At 55.5% G+C, this 25,646-nt stretch carries 16 protein-coding genes; 7 read left to right on the forward strand and 9 right to left on the reverse strand.

The window, feature by feature from the left end:
• Positions 1 to 106: 106 nt before the first annotated feature.
• Positions 107 to 373, reverse strand: coding sequence for a PID-CTERM protein-sorting domain-containing protein (locus LAT75_RS09085; RefSeq protein WP_291482338.1), 267 nt, complete (start codon positions 371 to 373; stop codon positions 107 to 109).
• 106 nt (positions 374 to 479) lie between these two features.
• Positions 480 to 941 carry a T9SS type A sorting domain-containing protein gene (locus LAT75_RS09090; protein ID WP_291482339.1) on the reverse strand — a complete coding sequence of 154 codons (462 nt, stop codon included), beginning with the start codon at positions 939 to 941 and terminating at the stop codon, positions 480 to 482.
• A 12-nt stretch (positions 942 to 953) separates the two neighbouring features.
• Between LAT75_RS09090 and LAT75_RS09095 the strand changes: the two genes are divergently transcribed.
• Positions 954 to 1,079 carry a hypothetical protein gene (locus tag LAT75_RS09095; RefSeq protein ID WP_291482340.1) on the forward strand — a complete coding sequence of 42 codons (126 nt, stop codon included), beginning with the start codon at positions 954 to 956 and terminating at the stop codon, positions 1,077 to 1,079.
• On the opposite strand, the gene LAT75_RS09100 is transcribed toward LAT75_RS09095, so the two are convergent.
• The 5 genes from LAT75_RS09100 to LAT75_RS09120 all read right to left on the reverse strand — a co-directional run bounded on the left by LAT75_RS09100 (position 1,076) and on the right by LAT75_RS09120 (position 11,052).
• The gene (locus LAT75_RS09100; RefSeq protein WP_291482341.1) at positions 1,076 to 1,810 is read right to left on the reverse strand and encodes a hypothetical protein; all 735 of its coding nucleotides are present in this window, start codon (positions 1,808 to 1,810) and stop codon (positions 1,076 to 1,078) included. The genes LAT75_RS09095 and LAT75_RS09100 overlap by 4 nt on opposite strands.
• Before the next feature lie 195 nt (positions 1,811 to 2,005).
• Positions 2,006 to 5,989, reverse strand: coding sequence for an ATP-binding protein (locus tag LAT75_RS09105; RefSeq protein ID WP_291482342.1), 3,984 nt, complete (start codon positions 5,987 to 5,989; stop codon positions 2,006 to 2,008).
• A gap of 259 nt (positions 5,990 to 6,248) precedes the next feature.
• Positions 6,249 to 6,392 carry a hypothetical protein gene (locus LAT75_RS09110; RefSeq protein ID WP_291482343.1) on the reverse strand — a complete coding sequence of 48 codons (144 nt, stop codon included), beginning with the start codon at positions 6,390 to 6,392 and terminating at the stop codon, positions 6,249 to 6,251.
• 33 nt (positions 6,393 to 6,425) lie between these two features.
• Positions 6,426 to 9,389, reverse strand: a complete 2,964-nt coding sequence (locus tag LAT75_RS09115) for a T9SS type A sorting domain-containing protein (protein WP_291482344.1) — start codon at positions 9,387 to 9,389, stop codon at positions 6,426 to 6,428.
• 145 nt (positions 9,390 to 9,534) lie between these two features.
• On the reverse strand, positions 9,535 to 11,052 hold the full coding sequence (locus tag LAT75_RS09120) for an SUMF1/EgtB/PvdO family nonheme iron enzyme (protein WP_291482345.1): 1,518 nt from the start codon (positions 11,050 to 11,052) through the stop codon (positions 9,535 to 9,537).
• Positions 11,053 to 11,345: 293 nt separating this feature from the next.
• On the opposite strand from LAT75_RS09120, the gene LAT75_RS09125 reads away from it, so the two are divergent.
• Positions 11,346 to 11,930: a 2'-5' RNA ligase family protein gene (locus LAT75_RS09125; RefSeq protein ID WP_291482346.1), complete on the forward strand. Its 585-nt coding sequence runs from the start codon at positions 11,346 to 11,348 to the stop codon at positions 11,928 to 11,930.
• Positions 11,931 to 11,999: 69 nt separating this feature from the next.
• On the opposite strand, the gene LAT75_RS09130 is transcribed toward LAT75_RS09125, so the two are convergent.
• On the reverse strand, positions 12,000 to 13,337 hold the full coding sequence (locus tag LAT75_RS09130; protein ID WP_291482347.1) for a T9SS type A sorting domain-containing protein: 1,338 nt from the start codon (positions 13,335 to 13,337) through the stop codon (positions 12,000 to 12,002).
• A 183-nt stretch (positions 13,338 to 13,520) separates the two neighbouring features.
• Complete coding sequence (locus LAT75_RS09135; protein WP_291482348.1) at positions 13,521 to 13,979, reverse strand: methylglyoxal synthase; 459 nt, start codon at positions 13,977 to 13,979, stop codon at positions 13,521 to 13,523.
• A gap of 191 nt (positions 13,980 to 14,170) precedes the next feature.
• Between LAT75_RS09135 and LAT75_RS09140 the strand changes: the two genes are divergently transcribed.
• The 5 genes from LAT75_RS09140 to LAT75_RS09160 form a co-directional block, all read left to right on the forward strand.
• Complete coding sequence (locus LAT75_RS09140; protein ID WP_291482349.1) at positions 14,171 to 19,900, forward strand: lamin tail domain-containing protein; 5,730 nt, start codon at positions 14,171 to 14,173, stop codon at positions 19,898 to 19,900.
• 167 nt (positions 19,901 to 20,067) lie between these two features.
• Entirely contained in the window at positions 20,068 to 22,524 is a 2,457-nt protein-coding gene (locus LAT75_RS09145) for a penicillin acylase family protein (RefSeq protein ID WP_291482350.1), read from the forward strand.
• A gap of 72 nt (positions 22,525 to 22,596) precedes the next feature.
• Positions 22,597 to 22,932: a hypothetical protein gene (locus LAT75_RS09150; protein ID WP_291482351.1), complete on the forward strand. Its 336-nt coding sequence runs from the start codon at positions 22,597 to 22,599 to the stop codon at positions 22,930 to 22,932.
• 153 nt (positions 22,933 to 23,085) lie between these two features.
• Positions 23,086 to 23,679 (forward strand): LemA family protein, encoded by a 594-nt coding sequence (locus tag LAT75_RS09155; protein WP_363320542.1) that lies wholly within the window; start codon positions 23,086 to 23,088, stop codon positions 23,677 to 23,679.
• Positions 23,680 to 23,784: 105 nt separating this feature from the next.
• Positions 23,785 to 25,646 (forward strand): M48 family metallopeptidase (locus tag LAT75_RS09160; protein ID WP_291482353.1); only part of this gene is annotated, 1,862 nt, incomplete at its 3' end.

Genomic DNA, 25,646 nt, shown 5'->3' on the forward strand with positions numbered 1-25,646 from the left:
AGTGCCAACCTGAGTCTGATCAGCCGGCGGATCCGCCTGTGCTTTCAGCATGTTTCCATTGCAACAGCTGCTATGGTTTTGTGCAGCGGAGCTGTGATCGTTTAGCTTAACCGGTTTGATCCTGCTGCCTGCGCAGACGGTTAAGGGCGTAGGCCCCGCCGGCCGCAAGCAGCAGACCGAGCCCGCTGCCGATGGGCGTTTGGGTGGGGGCACCGGGCAGCTGAGGCGGGCCCGGGTTGTTCATCGGCTGCGCGGGCGGGTTGTCGCGCCAGACCTGCTGATCGCGATGCTGAGCTTCGGCATCAGCCGGAAGGGAGATAAACAAAAAGGTGAGGATGGTAGTTGTGATGAAAGAAGTCAGAAGGGATTGCATAGTACAGTCAGTTTGAATTTTGGATGATGCGGGAGGGAGTTGCAGACCGGCAAAGGCGCCAATTTGACGCACATACCGGCCTGATTGTTGGTAAGGCCAAGAAGCCTTACTTCACCAGCGTCATTTTGCGGATGATGCTTTGGTTGCCGGCCTGCAGGCGGTACAGGTAAATGCCGCTTGACAGGCCCTGCCCGCTGAAGCTTACCGTGTGGCTGCCTGCGCTTTGGTGCCCGCTCACCAGGGTTGCCACCCGCTGACCCGTAAGGTTGAAGACCTCGAGCCGCACATCTGCCGCTTCCGGCAAAGCGTACTGAACCCTCGTGACCGGGTTGAACGGGTTGGGATAGTTTTGGTGAAGGCTTATGGATTGGGGGTGATGCGTTTCGGGCTGAAGTCCGGTGAAGCTGTAGTTCACGGTAAGGGTAAACCGGTTTTCAGGATGTTCTTCCTGAAGGGTAACCGCAGGATTGTTGCGGGTAAGGATTGCTTCCGGGGTTTCCTTGTCGGACAGTTGTAATCCGGCTGCTTCCATCGTGAAAACGTATGAAAAGCCTTCCTCTAAAAGCATCTGCTGACCCGTATGTTGATCGGTCAGTACTATCACGATGCCTTCTGTTTCGGGAAAGGCGGGCACCCCGAGGGTGAAAGTGCCACCCTTTGCAGCCTGAACATGCAGCGGCAGCTCTTTGGTGTAGGAATGGCTTAGCGGAAGGTACTGCGTGCGCCAGTGCGGTTACCGTCGGTTGTGAACAGGTGAAGGTAGTCCGGCGAAAGGCTGCTCATCCGGAATGCGTTGAATGATTCGGGATAGAAAGCTCTTTCATCATCAAAAAACAGCTGACTTTCAGCCTGCATCTCTGCCCCGGTTAGAGAGAGGCTGATAGCCGGGATGTTGCCTTCTGCAAACGTGAAATCTCCGCCGATGTAAAGGTTGTCTCCGCTTACCGCCAGATCCCTTACCGTGGAGTTCACACCTCCAAAATTTTCCCAGCTACCGGTTGTTAAATTGTACCGGGCCAGAAAAAAGGAGGTTATGCCGCCAATTTCTAAAAAATCACCTCCGGCATAGAGATGATTTCCGATGATGAGCAATGAATTGACCACACCATTGGCCCCGCCGAGAGCAGTCCACTCACCGTTTGTTGTATTATACCGTGCTATACGGTTAGCTGTAACACCACCGGCAGTGGTGAAAAAACCTCCTGCGTAAATATAGTTTTCGTGGGCAGTCACAACGGTTACAGTGCTGTTTGTGCCCGGGAAGACCGTGCTGTCTGACCAAAAGTCATTTTCCGGGTTAATGCCGCTTAGCAGGGTCACCTCTGCGTGCTCCGGGTAGTCGTCTGCCCGGGGTTCAGACATGTTAACCGGGCTGTTCTGCGCCGATAGGGTGGGGCCTGCAATAAAGAGTGCTGAAAGGATGAAAAGTATTTTCATTTGCGGGCTGTTAAGTTCTAAGATGTTTCGAATCCGAACCCGAACCCAACATAGGCATATGGTTGCCTGTTTTTCTTCCCCGATCAGTTCAGTTTTGTCCCCGATTGGTTCAAAAGGAGACTCAGTTTGCCCAAAAGAGCATTTTTTGTCCCGGCAGGGCTGCACGGTTTTACCAGGCCTGGCCTTGATGCCGCCTTACCCCAGCTCCCCCGGCTTCACCCCGAAGCGCTCTTCGAACAGTTTTACGAACCAGCTCGCTTTCTGAAAGCCGACGGCTTCCGCAGTTTCTTCTTTGCTGATGCCCGGGTTGTTCAGAATCAGCTGCCGTGCATACTGCAGCCTGATCTCCTTGATGAACTGCGCGGGTGTCATGCCCGATTCGGCTTTGATAGCCCGCACGAGCGTGCTCCGGCTCATGTTCAGGGCGTCGGCGATGAGGTCTGTTTTGAGGTTTTCATCGCTGATGTGCGCTCTGATGTAGGCTGCGGCCCGCTCTGCATGTCCGCGCACTTCTTCAGTGGCATCTGTATCTGCATCGAGCTTCATGGCTACCCTGATTTCTTTCCGGCTGCTGTAGGTTTTGAGGGCGTTGCCGGACCTCAGCAGCAGTTCCTCAGCATTGAACGGTTTGGTGATGTAGTCGATAACCCCGGCGCGCAGCAGGCTGAGTTTGTTTTCCAAAAATGGTTTCGCTGTGAGGATGATGACCGGAATCTCCCGAAGCCGGGGCTGTTTTTCGAGCGCCTGAACCAGACCGTAGCCGTCGAGTTCCGGCATCATGAGGTCAGAAATGATGAGGTCCGGCTCCCAGGTTTTGAGCAGCTCAAGCGCGGCAAGACCGTTTTCGCAAATCCGGACTTCCCCCAGCCGGCTGAGAATTCCGGCCACATAAGCCTGCATATCTTTGTTGTCTTCCACCAGCAGAATCTTTCCGCTAACCTGCTCCGGCTGGTTTTCAGCCAGGATGCTCAGCCCGGTGAGGTCCAGCTGACTCCGGCTCAGCGGTTCCTCCCACTGATCCGGTTCGGGCAGGGATTCACCGGTGTACTCCGGCAGTCTCAGCACAAAGCAGCTGCCTTTTTTGCGCCCGGTTTCCAGGTACAAATCGCCTTCCATGGCTTTTGCAAGCGAGCGGCTGAGCTCCAGGCCAATCCCCATGCCTTCCTGATAGGGCAGGTTTTCGTTGCGAATGCGGTGGAAGCGGTTGAAGACCGATTCGGCCTGATCATCCGGAATGCCCGGACCCGTGTCCGAAACCCGGATTACCAGCCGCCCTTCCTCCCGGCTGCCCGTAACCTGAATGATGCCTTCTTCCGGGGTGAATTTGATGGCGTTGAAAATCAGGTTGTTCAGGATGGTCTCCAGCTTGTCGGGGTCCGTCTGAATGCGCAAATCAGTTTCGCAGGGGTCAATTTTGTAGATCTGTTTCTTGGCGTCTGTGAGGGATCGGAAGCTCTCAGCTATACGCCGCATCAGCGGCCCGGCAAGCAGAACCTTAGGCCGAAGCTGCAAAATCTGATTGTCCAGCTTGGTGACATCAATCACCTGATCAATCATGTTCGACAGCCGCCTGATGTTGCGCCTCACCACCTGCATGTTGGTTTTGTCCTCCGGTTCTGTGATGGAATCCCGGTCGATTTTCTCAACCAAACCCTGACTGATGGTGATGGGCGTACGAAACTCATGGGCGATATTGGCAAACAGGCGGGAGCGGAGCTGTTTTTCTTCCCGGAGTTTTCCGGCCTGTTTTTCAATGAGGATGCGGTCTTCTTCGGCTTTTTGTTTTTTGGCCTCAATTTCTTTGGTGCGCTCCGAAATGGTGATTTCCAGCGCTTCTTTTTTCTTTTCGAGGGATGCCGTCCGCCAACGCACAAGGAACAACATAAAGCCTGCGAAAAAAATCACATACATCAGGTACGCCCAAACCGTAGCGTACCAGGGAGGAAGTATGGTGAAGGTAAACCGGGCTTCATCGCCCACGCGGGTATAAACATCGCGGGTGCGTACAATAAAGGTGTAGGTGCCGGCCGGCAGGTTGGTGTACTCCCGGCGGGTTTCATCATTCCAAACGGTCCACTCCCGGTCGAATCCCTCAAGTTTGGTCTGAAAACGGCGGTAGCGGACCGGCAGATGAGAAGTGCTTCCCCAGTTAAACCGAATGGGCTCCCGCGTATGGGAGATGCCTGCTTCGCGTGTGCGAACGATCGGCCCGGCCTGTCCGCTGAGCAGGGAGTCGGTACCGAGCGTAACTTCGCTGATGATGGCGCTGCCCGTTCGGGGGAAAAGATCGAGTTTGGTGAGATCAAAACGCGAAGCCGTGAAGTCCGAAATCGTGTAAACTTCGTTCTCGGATGGAATCACAAAATCCTGAATATGCAGGAAGGGCGCATGCCTGCGAAACGGCATGAAGGTCCATTCATGCGGCGGTTCGGTTGAGAGATCAAGGAACCCGAGCTGCGCGCCGTTCAGGTCGAGCCACAGCCGGTTGAAATGATCGGCCACCGTAGGCCAGGGCGTTTTGATGTGAAAATCGAAGGGTTTTTCGAAGGGTAGGTAGGGGAAGAAGGTCTCCGATGCTTCATCAAAAGCGTAATACTGCTCACTCGTGGTGAAAAAGACGGTGTCCTTCGCTTTGAAAGTGTAAAGGAAATTTCCGGGGGGGAAGCCGTGATCGGTGCCGAATCGCCGGAACTCATCGGTTGTGATGGTGTTCCCTTCGCGGGAATAGGTGATGCGGATGATGCCGCGGTTTCCGGTTCCGATCCATATCCGGCCCTGCGTATCCTCATGCACCGAGTAGCCGATGGCTTCAAAGTCGATTTCGTGGATTTTCCGCTGAATGAGACCGGTTTCATCCGTCAGGAAAAACTTGAGCCAGGTGGAGCCGATTACAAAAACCAGATCGTCGTACCGTTCTGAAAACGCAATCTCGTAGGTGCCGAACCTGTAGGGATGATGTAACACGCCGTTTTGGTACTGAAGCAGCCCTGCTTGTCCGGCGGCTATGAGTGAATTTCCATCCGTCTGCATATTCATAATGCGGTTGGGCAGATCGCTCAGTGCGGCCCAGCTTTGTTGGGCATCATCCCATTTGAAGAGGGTTGACCCGCCGGCAAAGAGTTCACCCTGAAAGTAGAGTAAAGCTTCTGAGCCGGGCGGAACCTGCTGCTCGCCGCTGAGAATCCGAAGCGGTGAGGCATACTCGATTACGGACACGCCGAGTCCGCCGCCGGCCCATACCTTGCCGCTGCTGTCCTCAAACAGAAATGCCTTTCGGTTGGTAGGCAGGCCGTGCGCCTCGGTCATGTGAACATCCGGCGATCCGTCGGGATGGAAAAACCGGACGCCGGTCTGCCCGTCAACCAGGGCAAAGGCACCGGAGCTCGTGCGGATGACCCGCGCCATAGGCTGACCCGGGGCCATCGGCTGAGCATTGTTCCCGAAGGTGAACTGCGCGCCGTCGTAGTGAATCATGTGCGTGGACTGTGTGATGAAGGTGATGCCTTCATCCGAATCAAAAACGCCAATGGCAAAGGGATTGCCGTCGGGGGTTTCCAGCGCAAAGGGTGCAATCCCGTTTTCATCCCCGCGGTACATGCCGTGTTCCTCCACATGAAACCAGTAGGCATCGCCTGTTACGTGCAGGCGGTTGACCAGTTTGTCGGACTGAAACAGGATTTCGATCTCGCTGCCATCCCAGCTGAGCAGCTGCCGTGAGCTTTTGATCAGGATTTTGTCGTTCCAGTGGCGCATCATCCAGTAGCGCTCTTTGATGATTTCATCCGGTTCGAGGTATTCCGATAAATGAACCGGCACAAATTCGTTGGATTCGTTTACCTCAAGATACCCGAAGGTGAAATCCGAGCTGAAGTACATCCTTTTTTCATCGGGATGCCACAGCAGACTGATGGCCCCGCGGTTGTTGCCAAGGTGGATGCGGTCCCAACCATTTCCGTTAAAAACCTGTATGCCGTGGATGTGGTTGCCGAAATAAATAATGCCGCGGTCGTCTTCAGCAATATTGTAGGCCTGACCCGTACCGGTGTAGGAATTACGGTGATCGTAACTGGTAACAACAGGATATCCGGCTGGAAGTGACTGGCGTGCATCTGCATCGGGTAGTTGTGATGAAAGCACAATCAGCAACGCCAGAAGAAAGCGGAGTTTAGTGATTTTCAATCGCTCAGGTTTATTTCTTTCAAGTCCTTAGAGTTGGATTATAATAATTCGCAATTGCGAAAAAAACAAAAACTAAAGTACAGTGCCTTACAATGCAGTGCAGGGATGGCTTCTTAGTGCTCCTGTTCAGGAGGAAGATAATCAGAACGATAAATTGAAAAAGGCATATTTAAAAGGGATGGAGGCTCTGAAGCAACAAAAAAAGCCGCCCTGCTTTTGGTTGAGAAAAACAGGGCGGCTTTGTTTTAGGGTGATGCGTTTAGCTCTGCGTTGGCGGCGGCGGTAAAGAAACCGGGTCGCCCAGCGGCCCGGGAGGCAGCGACATCAGTACTGCAGAGGTAACGTGATCAAACTCAGTCACGCTTATTGTCGGCTTTTTGTAGGGTTTCTTTTGATTTTCCATCTTCTGTTTTCCTTGTGCTAAAAATGCAGGTTGTTATTTAATGAGGGTCATTTTCCGGGTTTCGGTGAAGCTGCCGGCCTGAAGGCGGTAGATATACACGCCGCTTGAGAGGCGCTGTGCATCAAATGGCACGGTATGGTAACCGGCATTTTGGCTTGCATTTACGAGTACTGCTACCCGCTGACCGGTGATGTTGAACACCTCAAGGCGTACATCCGCGGCCTCGGGCAGGGCGTAGCGGATTTGGGTTACCGGGTTGAACGGGTTCGGATAGTTTTGCTCAAGGCTGAAGCTTAGCGGCAGGTCGGTCCCTGGCTCAGCGGAGGTCGGCAGGCCCCGGCTTACAATCAGCTCGAAGCGGTCGCTTGTCTCCAGATGCACGAGATCCGGATTTGATGCAATGCTGACGGGGTCAAGATTGCGCGCATCCGCTACCCGCTGCAGGTTCGTCGCGCTTGGTGAGCTTTGGAAAAGGTACGGGTTGTTTTCGGAGAGCTCGTGAAGCTCACCGGTGTAATGGTCAAGCACGCTCACGGAGTAGCCCGCGTCCCAGCCCTCGAAACCGTCGAGATTCAGGCTGAAGGTGCCGGCGCCTGCAGCTGCAAAAGAAAGGGGAAGGCTCAGCTGCTCACCGAAAGCAAGCTCAAGGTTCTTCAGAGCAAGCTGCCGCCCGTTTTCGCCGCTGATGCCGAAGCTGAGAGCGGGCAGAGACAGCGCCTGCGGCCGCTCTACAGCGGTTTGCCCGGTGCCAGCATTTTCAAAAAAGGTTAGGACGGCGAGTTCGGCAAGGCCGTTGCCGGTAACTGAAAGAGCGAGATAGGGCACCGCTGCTTCACCCATTGGTTCTTCGCCGCCGTTACCGGCCGCATAGGCCTCATCAAAGGTGATGGTGCCGTTGGTGCGGTTGGCGAACACCCGCGCCTGAAATCCTTCGAAGCTGCGAATGATGCCGTCGTGCGCGATATTGCCGGCGAGTCCGTCCATTTCAAAGCCGAATGCAGGCCTGAAAGCGCCGGAGCCGAGATTGGCTTCGTTATCAAAAACAAAAACAGTACCGAACACATCCTCAAGGCCGCCGTCAGCTACAAGTGCATTCCAGTCGATGTCAAAAGGGTAGGGGTTGGCTACCAGGTTCCATCCCGGCTGATTTTCACTGCCGGTGCCTTCGGTTCGGGTGAGCACTACCGGCACGGTTCCGGCAATGCGTTCACCGGCAGCGCTGAGGGTTTTGGGCCAGACAGCGGGACCGCCGATCACATCGGCATCAAACATAAACACGGCAAAGCTGCGACCGGCATTATCAAAATCCGGACTGCTGCCGTCTGATCCTACGATATTTCCGGCCTCAGACGGAGGCAGCCATGTTCCGGCTGTTTCATCATAGAAGAGCACGTTAGGGTCGGCGTCAGGGTTGGAAGAGGCCGAGCCGGTGTAGCCCTGTGTCCAGATGCTGCTGAGCAGCTCGCCGTAGGTTGTACCGCGAACGGGAGAGCCAACCAATCGCCAGCCCGCCGTGCCGTCGAAGGTTTGGTTCCAGACCGGGGTGGTGTCGATTACATCAAAGTTTACCTCTAAAAGTCCGGAAGGGGTAAGGGTAGAGTTGGTGGAAACAATTATCTGTGCGTTGTAGCTTCCCGCTTCAAGTTCAGATGTGAGGGCCATAACATTTACTTCGACGGTTTCACCCGGGGGAATGGTTCCGGTTTTGGGTTCCAAAACGAAAAGGCCGTCGCCGCTTTCACCGACCACATTGAGGATCAGATGTGAATCTGGGAAACCAACTGAAGCGTTGGTTACAGGCTCCGGAACGCCACAGTTAGCAGCGGCAAGATATGAGGGTGCTGTTGCGCCTTCAGAATTTACCCCTGGAAAGAAGTTTGAGGATTCTGATCTGTCAACGAACACTTCTGCCACCAGGGTAGCGCCTGCAGGAATTACTGCATCAACAGGTATCGTAATCACACTGTTATTGTTGTTGCTATCCACAGTAACAGTGCTGCTTCCCAGAAGCGTCATGTTAGAGAATACGAAGTCACCTTCAAGAAGGTAGATCCGTGCTTGTAATGGTAAAGCAGGGCCATCTACAAGTCTAATACCAAACTGAACCGCTGTAACGCTGAATCCGATATCAATTCCGAAATCAGCAAGGGTGTAAGTGCGGAGAAAGCTGGTACTACTAGTTCTGGTATTGCTTGAATGGCCACATCTTGGACCTCCTGCAGTAATGTTCTGTGATAATGAATGCGTGAGGACAAGCTCGTTGTCCAAAGCACTGCGGTACAAGGGAGATGCAGCATCACCTGATGTAGTAGGCGGGCTGATAAGCCCAGCCGGAGGAGCAGTCTGAAGCTCGTGCCCTGATGAAATATCCCTGCCCGACAGCGGTTGAGCCGTAACGGCTTCAGTGACCTTCCCGACCGGTAAAAGCAGCCTGCTTTGAGCCGTAAGTCCGCTGATGATACTGAAATCGAAGGGGAAGCCACCGGTGTTGCTCAGGGTAAAGCTGAAGCCGCCGTCCTCACCTTCGTCCACTTCAAAACTGATGCTTTCCGGATTGAGCACCAGTTCGCCGGGTTCTGCGCCGCTGCCGTTCACAGTTACAGTAAGCTCACCGAGACTGCTTACTATGGTAATGGTTCCGCCTGTTGGGCCGAGAAAAGCGGGCTGAAAGGTAACGCTTACGGTACGGTTTTCACCCAAGCCGAGGATCAGAGATGCATCTGACACCAGGAAGGCGTCGTTATCGGACGTGATGCTGCTCACAGTAAGCTGCCCGAAGCCCTGATAGATGAGGGTAAAGCTTTCAGAAGCGCTGTTGCCGATCGGGACCGAGCCAAAATCCAGTGATTCGGTTGACACAAGAAGCACCGGATCGGGTTCCGGCGGGAAGCTGTACATGAAATCACCGCGGCCTTCACCGCCGGCAAACTGTGCCATCGCTGCTGCCGAACCAAGCAGCAGTACGATTAGAGTGAGAATGAAATGTTTTGTATTCATAGGTATAATTTTCGGAAATAGTTAATCAACTCATTTTGAGCAGCATTTTGCGTTGTGGTCTGAAGCCGCAAAAAGCTGTTATTTCATTGAATGCCCTGAAGTCCGCTTCTCATGTTCATTAACAAAAGAAGCAAAAAGCAAAAAGCTAATTACCAGCGGCTAAAGGCAATGAGCGTACGCCACGGAAGCCAAAGTTTATGTTTCTGCTGCTTACTTCGTCAGAGGCAGCTCTTCGGTAAGAGACCCTTAATTCAGTTAGACTGTTCACCCAGGAACCCCCGCGTAAACCTGCCCCGCTGGTACCTGTTATACCTTGAGCCTGCATACCGGGCCATGCTGTAACTGCACCATTACCTTCTGGAGTCAGCTTTCCGTTGCCATGGTTGCCGGTAAAGGAACGCCCGGTATCATTTCCAGCTGAAACCGTTCGCTCCCACACGTCACCGCTTAGTTCCATTATCCCCCAGTACCCGGCGCCGGATTGCTCGCGGGTAGTGCTGCCGTTTGCAAATGAACCTACTCTGATTGGTCCTCGTATTGGATTCCCGTCTTGCCAATAGTTGGAATTGGCAGTAGATGGGGTGGGTAACTCGCTTGCCTGGCCAGGATTCATTAAACCTGTTGCCTGAAAAATAGAGGTGCTGCCCCAGGCATGTTCATTGGCGACAGGGGCTGCCGGGCCGCGGGCGGCTTTTTCATATTCAGTTTCGGTCATGGGTCTCAGACCGGCCCAGTCCGCAAAAGCAGCACCGTCCATCCAGTTCATAAAATTGTTGCTCAGAAACGGATTGCTTGTCTGATACCTCCCGTCGGACAGGCTGATTCCATTCCGGAAGGTGCCGTCCGTGTATGCGCGGGCCGCGGCCTGCGATGGGGTTAAGGTATTGAGGAAGTCCACGTACTGCTGCTGACTAACGGAATATTTCATACTGTAGAAGCCGTCGATACCGGTCGGGAAATCCGGGTTTAGGCTTCCGGGGCTGCCAATGGTGCTGTTTTCCGTTGTAGAACTGCCCCATAGGCAGCCGGGTATATTTTCGATGCAGCCGTCCCAGTTTTCGGTTACCAAAAAGGGCGTGCTGCCTGTCTCGCCACCCGCAAGGAAGGTGCCGTTTTCTTCAGCACCGCTACCCAGCCAAAAGGGACCCGGAGCCACGTACACCATTTCAATGGCAAAGATCCGGATGGTGATATAAGCGTCGTCGGCAACGCCATCGATGGCGTAATTCCAGCGCAGCTTGTTGCCCGTAGTTGAAAAGGTGCCGCTGCCTTCCTCACTCCGGTATATGAATGCCCCAACTCCGGGGTTGTCTGAGATGTGAAAAGCTTCCCGCTCGTTGGGTACCCCAATATCGAGCGTTGCGGGTGTGCCGGCGCCGGTGCTGTGACCGCTGTAGTGGAGTTTGGCGTGCCGCCACTGCCCAAAGTCAGCGCTGTATTTTATGAAAACCCAGGCAGCATCCCAGTTACCGGCTGAATGGCCATCATCGGGGAAAAGGTTGTCTGTGCGCCATGAGTTCTCCCAGCTTAGGTCGAACTCAATTATCCGGTAGCCCTCGGCAGTATTTTGTTCTCCCAGGGTGCCGTTTGAAACCCGGATGTCGTTTGCCTTTGCAGCATGGCATACAAAAAGCAAAATGAAAAGTGAAAACAGCTTTTTCATTAGGTAGTAAGTTAGTTCTGGTTTCTGTACCGTGTTTCTGTTCAAACACTGAACCAACTTATTAAATGGACTTCCTTTTAAGTGTCCCCATTTGAGTCATTTATGTCCCCGATTGAGTCAAAATGAGGCTTCAAATCAGCATATTGGCAGAGCTGAAGCGATTTTTTCTTTCCGGATCTGAATGCCTGCTGAATCCTGCCTGACAAATATGAAAGGTCTGAACTTTGGTAATCTGCTATGAAGTTGATTTAGCCCGATATTTAACATTCCCAAATTATTTCAGGAAAACCGACATGTCAGGCACAAAACCCGTTAAAAATCTCTACTTCATCGCCATCCTGAGCAACCCCGAAATTGCGGAGTCGGTCACCGCGTTTAAGCACGAAATGAGGGACCGCTTCGGTGCGAAGCACGCCCTGAAAGTGCCGCCGCATTTCACCCTGCAAATGCCGTTTCGTGCGCTCCCGGATCAGGAGTCGGAAATAGTTGCCCGCCTTTCAGCTTTTGCGGCATCGCGAAAACCGTTCTTGCTGCACCTGAACGGCTTTGGTGCGTTTCCGCCCCGCGTCATCTTTGTGAAACCGGAAAACCCCGAACCGGTTCGGGCGCTTCATGAGGCGCTGAAGCCCGTCCTTCGAAAACTCCCGGGCGTGAATCCGGAAAAAATTCCTCATCAGATAAACCCGCACTGCACGATCGCAACCCGCGACCTCACGGAGGAAATGTTCCCCGAAGCCTGGGAGAGTTTCAGAACCCGCAGCTTTGCCGCGTCTTTTTGTGCCGAATCTCTTCATTTGCTAAAGCACAACGGGAAATTTTGGGAGACGTATATGGAATTTCCGTTTTCAGCAGGCTCTGACGAAAATTTTTGGGCATAAAAAAAGGGAACCACAGCTTATGCCGTGATTCCCTTTTTGGTTATAAAACCTGATTTGAAGCCGTTGGGCTTACTTAACCAGCATCATTTTGTTGGTCTGTGTGAAGGCACCTGCTGTCATGCGGTAGAGGTAAATACCACTTGAAAGGCTGGCAGCATCGAAAGTAACGATGTGTGAACCGGCAGAGAAGCTTCCGTTAGCAAGGGTAGCTACGCGCTGACCCTGCATGTTGAATACTTCAAGGCTAACATCAGAAGCCTGTGGCAGGGTGAAGCTGATGTTGGTAGTCGGGTTGAACGGGTTCGGGTAGTTCTGAGAAAGCTCGAAACCACTCACGATTTCGTCGCGGCCAATGTTGGTTGGCGGTACGAGGGTGAAGGTAACACTCCAGGTTTCGTCAGCGAAGCGGCTGTTGTCACCGGCAGAAGCTACTACGCTCCAGTCGATGGTAACTGTTTGGCCGGCTTCAACGCCGAGGCTTACAAGAATGTCGTAGATAGCACCGTCGGTAAGTACGAGTTCGGTTTCAGCACCGGTTGGCACGTCAAGGAGGGGATCTTCAAGATCGCCGCCTGCGAGGTGAGCAACCCAGGCATAGTCGGTAGCATTTTCAGAAGCTTCCCACTGAATAGCAATAGAAGTTTCGCCTTCGAAAGTCAGGTCAACTTCAACGCCGTTTGGCGGAGAAAGCAGGCTGAATGCGCCAAGCTCCGGACCTGCGTCGTCAGCAGCAGTTCCGTAAACACGGAAAGCGAGATCCTGTACAGGGAAGGTTGGGAAAGAAACAGACTGACGGGTCCATTGTGTATTTGCGCCGTCAGCGTATCCTCCGCCCGGATTTCTCCAGTGAAACTCAGCGCCATTGGTAGAGCCGTTACCGAACCAAAACCAGCGGCCGTCAGCAAAGTAATCCATGTGGGGAGCAACTGATACCCACCAGATTCCTGCTGTCAACTCTACAGCTTCCGGAAGTTCAACAAGAATAGTTCCGTCAGCAGAAGAAGTAACTTCAGCTTCAAAAAACTCAAACTCAGGGGAGTCAGCAGGGCGGTCGAATTCGTCAACATAAAAGTTAACGTTAGCGAAAAAGGGCTCACCAATTAGATCAGCATAGAAACCTAACGCTTCTACAGCTGTGATGGTCCAAACCTGACCTTCGGGAACTACGAAATCGTCAGCGGCTTCAACGGCCCATATTTCTGGTTCATCAAGGTCGTAAATACCAAGTGCACCATTAGTTACGGTATTGTCAGTTTGATCCCAAAGTACTTCATTTTGAAGTACAGGGGCTGTATTTACGGAGCGCTCTGCAGTAGCTTGTGGAGCTTTTTGGGCAAATGCATCAGCTGAGAACACACTCAGAGCAAATGCAGCAGCAATCGCAATTGTACTGTATTTAAACATCATAGATATTATTTGTGTTTTGATTGACTAAAGTAATTCACAATGTATTTAATTGATACGCTTAATACAAACACAAATCCGGGATAATGGTTCCGGCAAAATTCTGATGGCCGGAACATCCTTTAGTTTTGCTAAATCAGGTAAATATGTTCTGCCAGTTGAGCGCTGAATTTTGATTCCCGTGCCTTAAGGCTCCCTTTCCACAGCTGACGCAGCATCTGAGGGCGGCGTCTTTTCTTCAGCAGGTTCAAAATCGTCGCCATCCAGAAGTCGTGATGTTATCAGGAAGTCGGCTGTCGAGCGGTTGCAGGCAATCGGGATATTATAATAGACCGAAAGGCGCAGCAAAGCTTTTACATCAACATCATGCGGTTGCGCTGAAAGCGGATCCCAGAAAAAAATGAGAAAATCAATTTCACCTTCGCTGATTTTGGCACCAACCTGCTGATCGCCGCCCAGCGGTCCGCTTTTGAAGCAGTGCACTGGCAGACCAACTTCTTTTGATATTCTCGATCCGGTTGTTCCTGTGCCGAAAAGCGCGTGATGTTTAAGCACAGCTTTGTTATGGTTTGCCCATTCTACCATTTCGTTTTTCCGCGAATCATGGGCGATTAGCGCAATTTTTTTTGGGGCTGCTATTTTCATAAGTATCGGGTTTTGATGAGCCGGAGTGATGAATACCTAACTTAATGAATTACACATAGCTATTAAAGTGATCTGAAGGTTTAATCCGTGATGTAAGGTTTTCCGGCCTGCTCACTCTTTATGGCGTTATTCTTAAATGAACGGGCTTTCATGCGGCCTGTAATTTTTTATCTCCTGAAATCATTCTTCTTATGTTACCTAAAAACGGATGGCTGATTTTGCTGATGATAGCTGCCGCTGCTATATCTGTGCTGCCGGAACAGACTGCTGCGCAGGTCATTTTGAATGAAACTTTTGAGGACGGCAATTTTACTGAAAACCCCGAATGGACTGGCGATGCCGAAAACTGGCTGATCATTGAAGAAAATGGCAACAACCTTCTCCGGCTGAATGCCTCAGCAGCGGGCGTATCTTATCTGAGCACGGCTTCGGTTGCCGGTTACGGGCTGTGGGAGTTCTCGGTACGGCTCGACGGTTTTGCGACCTCCAACACCAACCGGGCGCATGTTTTTCTCATAAGCGACCGGCCCGATTCGCGCGAGGGCGTTAACGGCTATGCCGTGAGAATCGGCGAATCCGGCAGCAATAAATTTTTCCGGATCGTGCGCTTTGATGACGGCAACGCAGCCCGCATCATCGTAACCGGCGAAACCCTGATTGAACCGGATGTGATGTACCGCGTGCGCGTAACCCGAAATCCGGAGGGCGAATGGGCACTTTTTGTGGCCTCAGCGCCCGAAACGGAGCCGCAGCCCGAAGGCACTCCCGCCACAGATACCATCTGGGAAACTTCATCCTGGTTTGGCGTACGCGCAACCTACACGGCCACCCGCACGGACCGTTTTTTCTTTGATGATTTTTTCATCGAAAAGATGCCGGTTTTTGTGGCAGGTTTTCAGGTGCTTTCTCCCTCTGCACTGCAGCTGCGTTTTTCAGAGGAAGTGCTCCCGGCCACCGTCAACGCCGGTACCATTACCATCACCCGTGCCGACGGCAGCCCGGTTCCGGATCCGGGCCTTTCCCTGAGCGCGGGGCGCATCCTCGACCTGCTTTTTGATGAACCCCTGCCCGGCGGCGCCTACCTGCTGCAGCTTTCCGGTGTTACCGATACTGCCGGCGGCGTACTGGACGACACCGAAATTCCCTTTTTTATAGAGGATGTCGCCCTGCCCGGCGATATCGTAATCAATGAGTTTTTCTATGATTCCGCCGCCGGATGGCCACAGTATGTTGAGCTTTTTAATCAATCGGGTAAAACCCTGAACCTGAACAGCTGGCGCATTCAGGATAACACATCGACGGTACGCCGCCTCACAACGGCCGATTTTTTCCTTGCCCCCGGCGAAATGGTCGTGCTAACTGGTGATGCCGCCGGCCTTGAGGACCGCTTTGGTCCGCGGAATTATCTGGAGTTGGGTAACTTTCCGAGCCTGAACCGTGCTTCTGCCGATCAGATTAAGATTTTTGACCCCGAGGAGGTGCGCATCGACTCCCTGCGCTACGAGCCGGCCGTTTGGGGCGGTGCCGGAGTCGCGCTTGAGCGCCGCTCGGGTACGGCCATTTCCCACAGCCCCGAAAACTGGGCCGAAAGCACCGATCCGCTTGGCGGCACCCCCGGCCTGCCCAACACCGCCGAACCCGATCCCGAACCACTTCAGTTTCTGGAAGTTACCTTCACGGACAGCGAGACCCTGCTGCTGCGCTTCGACCGGGAACCGGACCGCATTACCGCTGAAAACCCGGGGAATTATCAGCTTAGCGGTATCATCAGTGTAACGGCAGCTGAGAAAACCGCCCCCCGGGAAGTGCAGCTCAGCCTGAGCCTGCCGATGCTGCCCGCTGCGGACTACACCCTCACCGTTTCCGGGGTCGAGACCATTTTCGGCGTTCCCATGCCGCCGCAAAGCCGGAACTTCACCTATTATACTGTAGTGCCGGTTTCGCCGGGTGAGGTAATCATCAACGAGTTTATGTATCGCGCCGCCCCGGGATGGTCCCGCTTTATCGAGCTCTACAACCGCTCGGAGAAAGCCTTCGACCTCGCCGGCTGGACCTATAATAATGATACGGGCAACCAGCGGGTGATTACCGAAGACCGCCGCCTGCTGCTGCCCGGTTCCTATGTCGTACTTGCCCCCGATGCCGTCCTGCTGCAGCAGTTCCCCAACCTGCCCCTTATCAACATGGGCAGCCGGTTCTCGGCCCTGAAGCTGGGCGGCGATGATATCGTGATTCGCGATGCCGAAGGCGTGCTGGTCGATTCCCTGCGCTACCGGCCAAATTGGGGCGGTTTTGAAGTTTCGCTGGAACGCCGGTCTGCAACCGCGCCCGGCTGGTTCGCCGAAAACTGGGGCGACTCGCCCGGTCCGCTACCGGGCACGCCGGGTGCGCCCAACCTCATCCCGCCCGACGAAACCCCGCCCGAACTCCTCGCTGCCTTCATGCCCGAGGAAAACCGCATCACCCTGCAATTTTCAAAACCGATGGATGCGGCAGAAGCCGAAAACCCGGACAATTTCCAGCTCGAGCCCGATAAGGGCATCGAAAGCATCACCGCAGAGGGCGCCGAAATCCGCCTGCTGCTGGCGTCCGGACTGGTTTCGGGGGAGGAAGTCCTCCTCGGCCTGCAAAACCTCACCGATATTTTCGGCAACCCGCTCGGGGATTTACAGCTGCCGGTCGTGTACTACGATTTCGAACCCGCCGAAGCTTTGGATGTGGTCGTGAGTGAGTTTTTTTATGATGATGCGCTTCCGGGCGGGCCCCCGCAGTATGTTGAGCTTTTCAACCGGAGCGGGAAAATCATCAACCTGAACGGCTGGCGGATTCAGGACAACACCACAACGGTCCGGCGCATCACCCTCACCGACCGCGCGCTGTTGCCCGGCGAGTACGTGGTGCTGACCCGCGAGATTTCCCGATTTGAAAGCTGGTTCGGCCCGCGTAACACCATCGCAGTCAGCAATTTCCCGTCCATGAACCGGGCTTCGGCTGACCGCATCCGGATTTTTTCGGGGGATGAAGTTCAGGTCGATTCCCTGCAGTATAGCCCGGCCGAATGGGGCGGGGCCGGGCGGGCTTTGGAGCGGCGCTCGGCTGATGCCATTTCCCACAGCCCGGAAAACTGGGCAACAAGCACGGATCCGCTGCTCGGCACGCCGGGGCTGCCCAACACCGCAGGGCCGGATGATGCCCCGCCCGTTTTTACGGCCCTTACGTACAGCGGCAGCCGTACCCTCATCGCACGATTCAGCCGGCATATCGACGCTGCATCAGCCGTACAGCCGGAAAACTTTGATTTTTCCGGGGATGCGGAAATCAGCCTGATTCAGAAAACCGCGCCACGGGAAATGCAGCTTTCGCTCTCCGATGATCTCATCAACAATACAAGCTACAGCCTGAGCGTGCGGGATGTCCGGTCCATTTTCGGCGTGCCGATGCCGGAGCAGAGCCGCAGCTTCACCTATTTTGAGGTCGGGCTGCCCGATTCCGGATCGGTTTTCATCACGGAGTTCATGTACGACCGGCCTGACGGCTACTCCCGTTTCGTCGAACTCCACAATACCGGAGCCGAAGCCTTCGACCTCGCAGGCTGGACCCTCAGCAACGACACCGGCACGCGCCGGCCGATTTCGGAGGAAAGCTACCTGCTCGCACCCGGCGCCTATGCCGTGCTGGCCCCGGATGAAAGCCTCCGGAATATTTTCCCGGATGTGCCCCTGATTGACATGGGCAGCCGTTTCCCTGCCCTCAAAACCGGCGGCGATGCCATCGTGCTGAGAACGCCGAACGGTCAGCTGGCCGATTCCCTGAGCTACCGTCCGGCCTGGGGCGGCCGCGAAGTTGCCCTCGAGCGGCGCTCGACAGCCGCCGCTGCCTGGTATCCTGAAAACTGGGGCAACTCGCCGGCACCGCTTCTCGCAACGCCCGGGCTGCCAAACCAAATCCCGCCCGATACGAGTCCGCCCGAACTCCTGAGCGCGACGGCGCCGCAGCCCGACCGGATCGAGCTTCGTTTCAGCAAGAGTATGGATCCGGGGCAGGCGGGCATCATCCAAAACTATCAGCTGCTACCCGATCCCGGGCTCAGCAGCGTAGGGGTGAGCGGGGATGTGATTCAGCTGCGCACGGCCGCAGCGTTGGAAGCCGGCAGGGAATACCGCATCACCCTGCAAAACCTCACCGATATTTTCGGGAATCCGCTGGGTGAAGCGCAGGCTGCGGTCGTTTATCTTGATTTTGTGCCTGCAGGGCAGGGCGATGTGGTCATCAACGAAATCCTGTACCGGCCGGTCAGCGGGCAGACGCCCCGCTTTGTGGAGGTGTACAACCGCTCCGGCGAAAATCTGGACCTTCAGGGCTGGCAGCTGGGCCGCTCAACAAGCCTGATTCAGCTCACGCACCCTTCAGGTCAAATTCCGCTCCGGCCGGGCGGGTATCTGGTCGTTACCGAAGAGCCGGAGCTGCTCGGTCTGGCGTCCGGCGATGCAGGCGTTCTGCGGGTGCCGGCGATTCCGGCCTTCAGTCAGAACGGGGATGCCGTATTCATCCGCAATGCGGCAGGCCTCACCGTTGACAGCCTGCGGTACGAGCCTTCGTGGGGCGGAAATACCGAAGTCGGTCGCGCTATTGAGCGCCGGGACCCTGAGTCCGCATCCAACGATCCCTCCAACTGGGCGGCGCACCCAACAGGCCACAGCGCCGGAGCTGAAAACCTGGCCTATGAGCCCAATCAGAGCCCGCCGCAAATCCGTTTTGCGACCCGCACCCCCGAAGGCCACATCGAACTCCGGTTCAGCGAATTTGTCATCCCCGATGAGCAAACCGCCTTTGCGCTCGACGGCCTCGCCTTATCGGTTTTTGACTTCGATGAGCGGCGCGGCAACCGCATCCTGCTCTCAGCTGCAAACGGCGGACCGGTTACGGCTTTCGCCGGCACCGAACAGACGGTGCAGGTAAGCCGGCTGAGGGATGTGCCGGGCAACCGGGCGGGGGAGCTCAGCATCCCGCTGGCGCAGCAACTGCAGCCGGGCGATGTGGTGATCAACGAAATCATGTTTCAGCCGCTGAGCGGCAGCCGGAATCCGTTTCCTGACCAGAGTGAGTACGTAGAGTTTTATAACCGCAGGCCGTATGCTGTTAATTTTGAAGGCTTCCACATTCATGATGAGCCGGACTTTGATGGTCAGGTTCGCCGCATTTTTCCTGTCAGCACCGAAAGCGCCTGGGTGCCCGCCAACGGTTACGCGGTGCTGTTTGCCGATCCGCAGCGAAATTTCGGTGAAACGAGAATTGCACGTTTCTTTGAGCTTGATGAAAGTCCGATGTTCTTCCGTGCCGACCGCAGTACGCTCAGCCTAAGCACCAGCGCCGATGCCGTGTTTCTGGCCGGGGCCGACAGCACCCTTATCGACTCCGTATTTTATGCCGCAAGCTGGCATAATCCGAACCTTTCGGATACCCGCGGGATCGCCCTGGAGCGCATCAATCCGGAGGCATCCGGAAATGATGCTTCAAACTGGGGCTCGAGTGTCGTGCCCGCCGGCGGTACACCCGGCAGTCCGAACTCTCTGATGCAGCAGCCCGCGGACTTTCCGGCACGCGAAGGTCTGGTGCTTGAACCCAATCCCTTCTCCCCGGATGGCGACGGCTTCGACGACAACCTCTTCCTCAGCTATCTGCTCGATGAGCCGGACTACCTGCTGCGGGTACGCATCTTCGACCGGCACGGCAGGCTGGTGAGAACCCTCGCCGACGGCCGGCCGGCGGGCCTGAGCGGAACCCTCATCTGGGACGGCCGCCGCGACAACGGCATGGAAAATCGGGTCGGAATCTACATTGTGGTATTTGAAGCCTACAACAGCGCTGCCGGCAAAACCAAAACCTTCCGCGAAACGGTTGTGCTCGCCCGCCGGCTTTGAGCCGGGCTAACCGCTTCCGGACTCTTCCCCCGAAATTGTAACTGAGCCCCATCCTCCTTACTTTCATTCACCGCAGCTGAGCTCAAAAACTGATTTTTGTACACATCAAAGCTGAATCGGCCCGGCAGCACTAAATCAAGACCTTTTCTGAACACAAGCACATCTGTATGGTTAAATGGCTAAAAGTAGGCGGGGCAGTTGTTGTAACCCTTGCACTTGTATTAATTCTGAACAGCCGTGCCGGTATGATTCCGGCCCTCGGCCCCTTCGTAAACCCGATCAGCGGTTTTTGGCAAAGTGCGGAGCCGCAGCACGAACCCGGCGCCGTTTGGCTGCGCGCCGAAGGCCTTCGGGACTCCGTGCTTGTGGTGTTCGACGACCGGCGGGTGCCGCACATTTTCGCCCGAAACGATCATGATGTGTATTTTGCGCAGGGTTTCGTTACCGCGCAGGACCGCCTCTGGCAGATGGATCTTCAGGTGAGGGGTGCAGCGGGCAGGCTTTCTGAGGTGCTCGGCGAGCAGACCGTAGCCCTCGACCGCGCGGAACGCCGGCGCGGCATGCTTTGGGGGGCTCAAAACAAAATTGAGGCCTATCAGCAGCAGCCCGAGCTCATGGAAATCATCGACGCTTATACTGCTGGTGTCAACGCTTTTATCAGTCAGCTGCCGCGGCGGGAAATCCCGCTGGAGTTCAAGTTGCTGGGCTACAAACCGGAACCGTTCGAGCCTATAAATGTGGCCCTGATGCACATGAACATGGCCTCGACACTGGCCGGGGGCACCTCGGCTGTGCGCATGAGCCACATGCGGGCTGCCCTGGGCGACGCCTTCCTCGACCGCTTTTTACCCGCTCATCCGGTTGAAATGGATCCCATCATCCCGCCGGGCACGCAATGGCCTGCGCCAAGCCTGACACCGGGACCCGCACCGGACCCCTTCAGCCCGACCCTGCTTTCTGATGCCGCCGGCGACCTGCACCGTCTGCCGGATCCGTCGCTCGGCAGCAATTCCTGGGCCGTACACGGCAGCCGCACGGAGACCGGCCGGCCCCTGCTCGCCAACGACATGCACCTGGAAATGACCATGCCCGCCATCTGGTATGAAGTTCAGCTGAACGCCCCCGGCCTGAACGTGTACGGGGTTTCAATCCCGGGCATTCCGTCTGTTATTGTCGGGTTTAATGAGGATGTGGCATGGGGCGTTACCAATTCCGGAGCCAATGTGCTGGATGTGTATGAAGTTACCTTCCGAGACCGCAGCCTCACCGAATACCTGCACGAAGGCGAGTGGAAACCTACCCGCATGGTTATTGAGGAAATTGGCGTTCGCGGGTCAGCGGCCGTGCAGGATACCGTGTGGTACACGCATCACGGGCCGGTTGTGGTGCTCGACCGCGACCGGCTTCGGGGTCAGGCCTCGCAGTGGATGGCGCACCGCGGCACGACCGATCTGCGCACTTTCTTCACCCTCAACCGCGCCCGCGGCTACGAGGACTTTACCGCAGCGCTCCCGTATTTCGAAACGCCGGCACAGAACTTCACCTACGCTGACCGGCACGGCAATATCTCCCTCTGGCACAATGGTTTGTTCCCGCTGAGATGGGAGGGGATGGGCGATTTTATAAGCGACGGCAGCAGTGCAGCCTACGACTGGCAGGCTTTCGTGCCCCGTAACGAAGTGCCGCGTATCACCAATCCGGACCTCGGCTTTGTGAGCTCTGCGAACCAAAATCCCGCAGCGCCCGACTACCCGTACTATTTGGGAAGATTTTTCTCCTCTTTCGAGCGGGGTGCCCGCATCAATGAGCGCCTTGCCGAAATGAACAATGCCGACTGGCGCGATATGCAGGCGCTGCAAAACGACGACCTCAGCCTCAGGGCGCGTGAAGGCCTGCCCGTTATGCTCGACCTGCTCAGAAGCAGCGATGGCTTTCAAAACCTCTCCGCTCCTGACCTCGATCTTGTTGAAAAGCTCGAAGCATGGGATTACGAGATGAAAGCCGACGAGCACGCACCCGTCATCTTTAATGAGTGGCTGCGGCAAATCAGGTCGAACCTTTGGGACATTCCGCTGTCCGGCCTGCTCCCGCAGCACCGCAGGGTGCCGGAGTATATCCGCACCATTCAGGTACTCGCCGATCCTGCTGAGTACACCTACATTATCGATAATTTTGCCCCGGTACCGGCTGCTGCCCCGGCTGATCTGTCTGCGCTTGTGATGAAATCATGGGATGATGCCATTGCCGAACTCACCCGCCGCATGGGTGAAGAGCGCCGCTTGTGGCGCTGGTGGCGGTATCAGCAGGTGCGCATCATGCACCTCACACGGATTGAGCCGCTCAGCCGCATGAGCATCCGCACGGACGGCGCAACCGAGGCCGTAAACTCGATGCGCGGCACCAACGGCCCGAGCTGGCGCATGGTCGTGAGCCTCGAAGATGAGATCCGGGCCTGGGGCGTGTACCCCGGCGGACAATCCGGCAGCCCCGGCAGCCGGCATTATGACAACTTCATCGAGCCCTGGGCACGCGGCGAGCTCTTCCCGCTTCATTTCTTCAGAACACCCGAAGAGGCAATGAGCTGGCTGCAAACGGCCCGCGACAACCCGACTTTCCCGGAGTAAGCGCAGGGCCTCAGCCCGCAGCTGTCTCCAAAAACAGAACCCATTTTTTCAGACTTAAAATCGCAGGAATCTATGAAAGCATCTGTCGTAATCATTGTACTTGGCACCTGGGGGCTGATGCTCTTTTTCCCCTGGTGGACCCTGGTTATCCCCTGTTTTATTGCCGGACTCATTGGCCCTGACCGCGGGCTCAAGGCTTTGTCGGCCGGGATGACCGGCGTTGGCGGGCTCTGGCTGGTACTCGCGCTTTTTGCCGACTGGCAGAACGGCTTCGTGCTGTCGGCGCAGGTAGCCGCCGTAATGTCGGTGCCGGTATGGGTGATGTACGTCATCACCTGGGCGGTCGGCGCGCTTACCGGAGGTTTTGCCTGCCTCAGCGGGTATCTGATACTCGGGCGCGGCCGGTAGAAGGTTCTGTTGCCCCCACCGTTTTTTGCGGTTTACCTAAATTCCCGGAAAACGGGCGAAGGTTTACTATCGAACAGTAAAAAATCCTATATTGGCGCATAAGTTATTGCTTTACATAGGCTTTCTAAATATCCTAAATCAAACAGAACCATGATGATTTTTATCATTGCGGCAATCGCTATTCCGATTTTGCTGATCATCTGGCAGATCAGCATTTACAACGGACTCGTGACCATGCGCAACCGCTACAAAAATGCGTTTTCACAGATTGATGTGCAGCTCAAACGGCGCTATGATCTCATTCCCAATCTCGTTGAGACTGCAAAGGGTTACATGAAGCACGAGCGGGAAACGCTCGAAGCCGTAATCAAAGCAAGGAATCAGGCAGTTCAGGTTGAGAAGCAGGTTGCGGCCGATCCTTCCAATGCTGATGCACTCGGCAAACTTCAGAAAAGCGAGCAGCAGCTCTCCGGGGTAATGAGCCGGTTTTTTGCGCTGTCAGAATCCTACCCTGACCTCAAGGCCAACCAAAATATGATGCAAATCACCGAAGAGCTCACTTCAACGGAAAACAAGATTTCCTTTGCGCGGCAGGCTTTTAATGATTCGGTGATGAGCTACAACACACAGCGGGAAAAATTCCCCAACATCATTTTTGCCAATCTGTACGGTTTTAATGAAGCCCCGCTCTTCGAGCTCGATAATCCTGCGGAAGAGCGTCAGAATGTTCGGGTATCCTTCACCTGAGCCGGGCCTGATTTATCCGCGCTGTGCAAAATCGCACGGCCATTAACCATTCACTGCCCGCCCGGCTTTCGGTGCGGGCTTTTTTTCTGAAAACGGGTTTCCCTCATGGATTTTTTTAAAGCGCAGGATGATGCGCGCCGCAACACCAAAAAACTGGTCTTTTTCTACGCCCTTGCCGTAATCGGGCTGATTTTATCGGTCTATCTTGTGCTTCTTGTGCTTCTTGTGCTGTTCGCCGGTGCCGGTGCCGGAATGGGCAGTTTATGGGTGCCGGAGCTGCTGATTGGCGTTTCAACCGTAATTTTGCTGGTTATAGCAGCGGGATCGGGCTGGCGGATTTCTCAGCTTAGCAAGGGAGGCAGCGCAGTTGCGGAGATGATGGGCGCCCGGCTTGTGAAAAGCAACACGACCGACACGCACGAGCGCAAGCTGATGAATATTGTAGAAGAAATGTCGATTGCATCGGGCGTGCCGGTGCCGGCGGTGTATGTGATGGATAACGAGCCCGGCATCAATGCCTTTGCCGCGGGCTACAGTACCCGCGATGCCGTTGTTGGGGTAACGCGCGGCTGTATGGAGCTGCTCAGCCGCGACGAGCTGCAGGGCGTAATCGCACACGAGTTCAGCCATATTTTTAACGGTGATATGCGCCTGAATATCCGGCTGATTGGTATCCTGAACGGGATTCTGGTGATTCACCTGATGGGGATGATTCTGATGCGCTCACAGATGTATGTGCGCCTCGGCGGGGGCCGGAACCGCAATAACGCGACCATCGCCATTATTGCCCTTGGGCTTGCCCTCACGGTAATCGGCTATCTCGGCGTTCTGTTCGGCCGCATGATTCAGTCGGCTGTTTCCCGGCAGCGGGAGTTCCTGGCCGACGCTGCTGCGGCGCAGTTCACCCGTAATCCCGAAGGCATTGCATCGGCCCTGGCAAAGATTCAGCGGCACGCCGAAGGCTCAGATGTGAAGGATGCGCACGCCGCCGAAATGAGTCATCTGTTTTTTTCAACCGGCCAAAAAAGCTGGATGAATGCCATGTTTGCCACGCATCCGCCCATCCCCAAGAGGCTCGAGGCCCTGAATGCGCTGCATCTGCTTGAGCCGGGCGCTGCACGGTCCTCAAGGAAACCGCAGCCTTCCGCTGACAAAACTGCAAAGCAGGCTTCGGGGCAGTCGCGCGGTCCGCTGGGCGGGCACGATGCGCTCAGGCTGCCCGGCATCACGCCCGAGGTGCTCATTGCGGCTGCCGGTACCATCGAAGGCGATCAGCTGGAGCAGGCCCGCCTCCTCCGTGAAACCCTGCCCGAAGCCGGTCTGCATGCCGCGCAGCACACCGGCGATGCCCCGCAGCTCCTATACGCCCTGCTGCTCGATACCGAAACAAGCGTGAGGGGCAAACAGCTCGAGCTGCTTTCAACCGGGAAAGACGATGATGTGGCCGAGGCCGTGCTCAATCTTTCGGAGGCGATGGGAGAACTCAGCGGTACCCGCAAACTCGCCCTTGCTGAGCTTGCGCTGCCGGCGCTTCGGGAGCTTGACAAAAAGCAGTATGAGCAATTCCGCACGCGGGTGATGGACCTCATCAAGGCGGACGGGCGTCAGCTCATTTTCGAGTTTTCGCTGCGTCAGATGCTGGTTCACAATCTTGATGCGCACTTTGGCATTCGTCCGGAAGCGGAAATCCGCCATACCCGGCTAAGCAGCCTTATTCCGGGGCTATCGGTTGTTTTGTCCGCGCTCAGCCATGCATCCGGCGGCAGTGCGGAGCAATCCTTCGAAGCGGCCCTGAGCGAGCTGCGCAAGCTTCAGGAACAAGGGGATGCCGTAGCCGGTGCCGAAGAGCTGCCGCTGCGGCTTGTATCAGCTGAGGCCTGCACCGCGGCATCGCTGGAGTCGGCCCTAACGGAGCTTGCGGCTTCATCCGCTGATGTGCGCCGCGTAATCCTCGATCTCGCAGCCCA

This window comes from Cyclonatronum sp. (assembly GCF_022565315.1).
Classification (GTDB): domain Bacteria; phylum Bacteroidota; class Rhodothermia; order Balneolales; family Cyclonatronaceae; genus Cyclonatronum.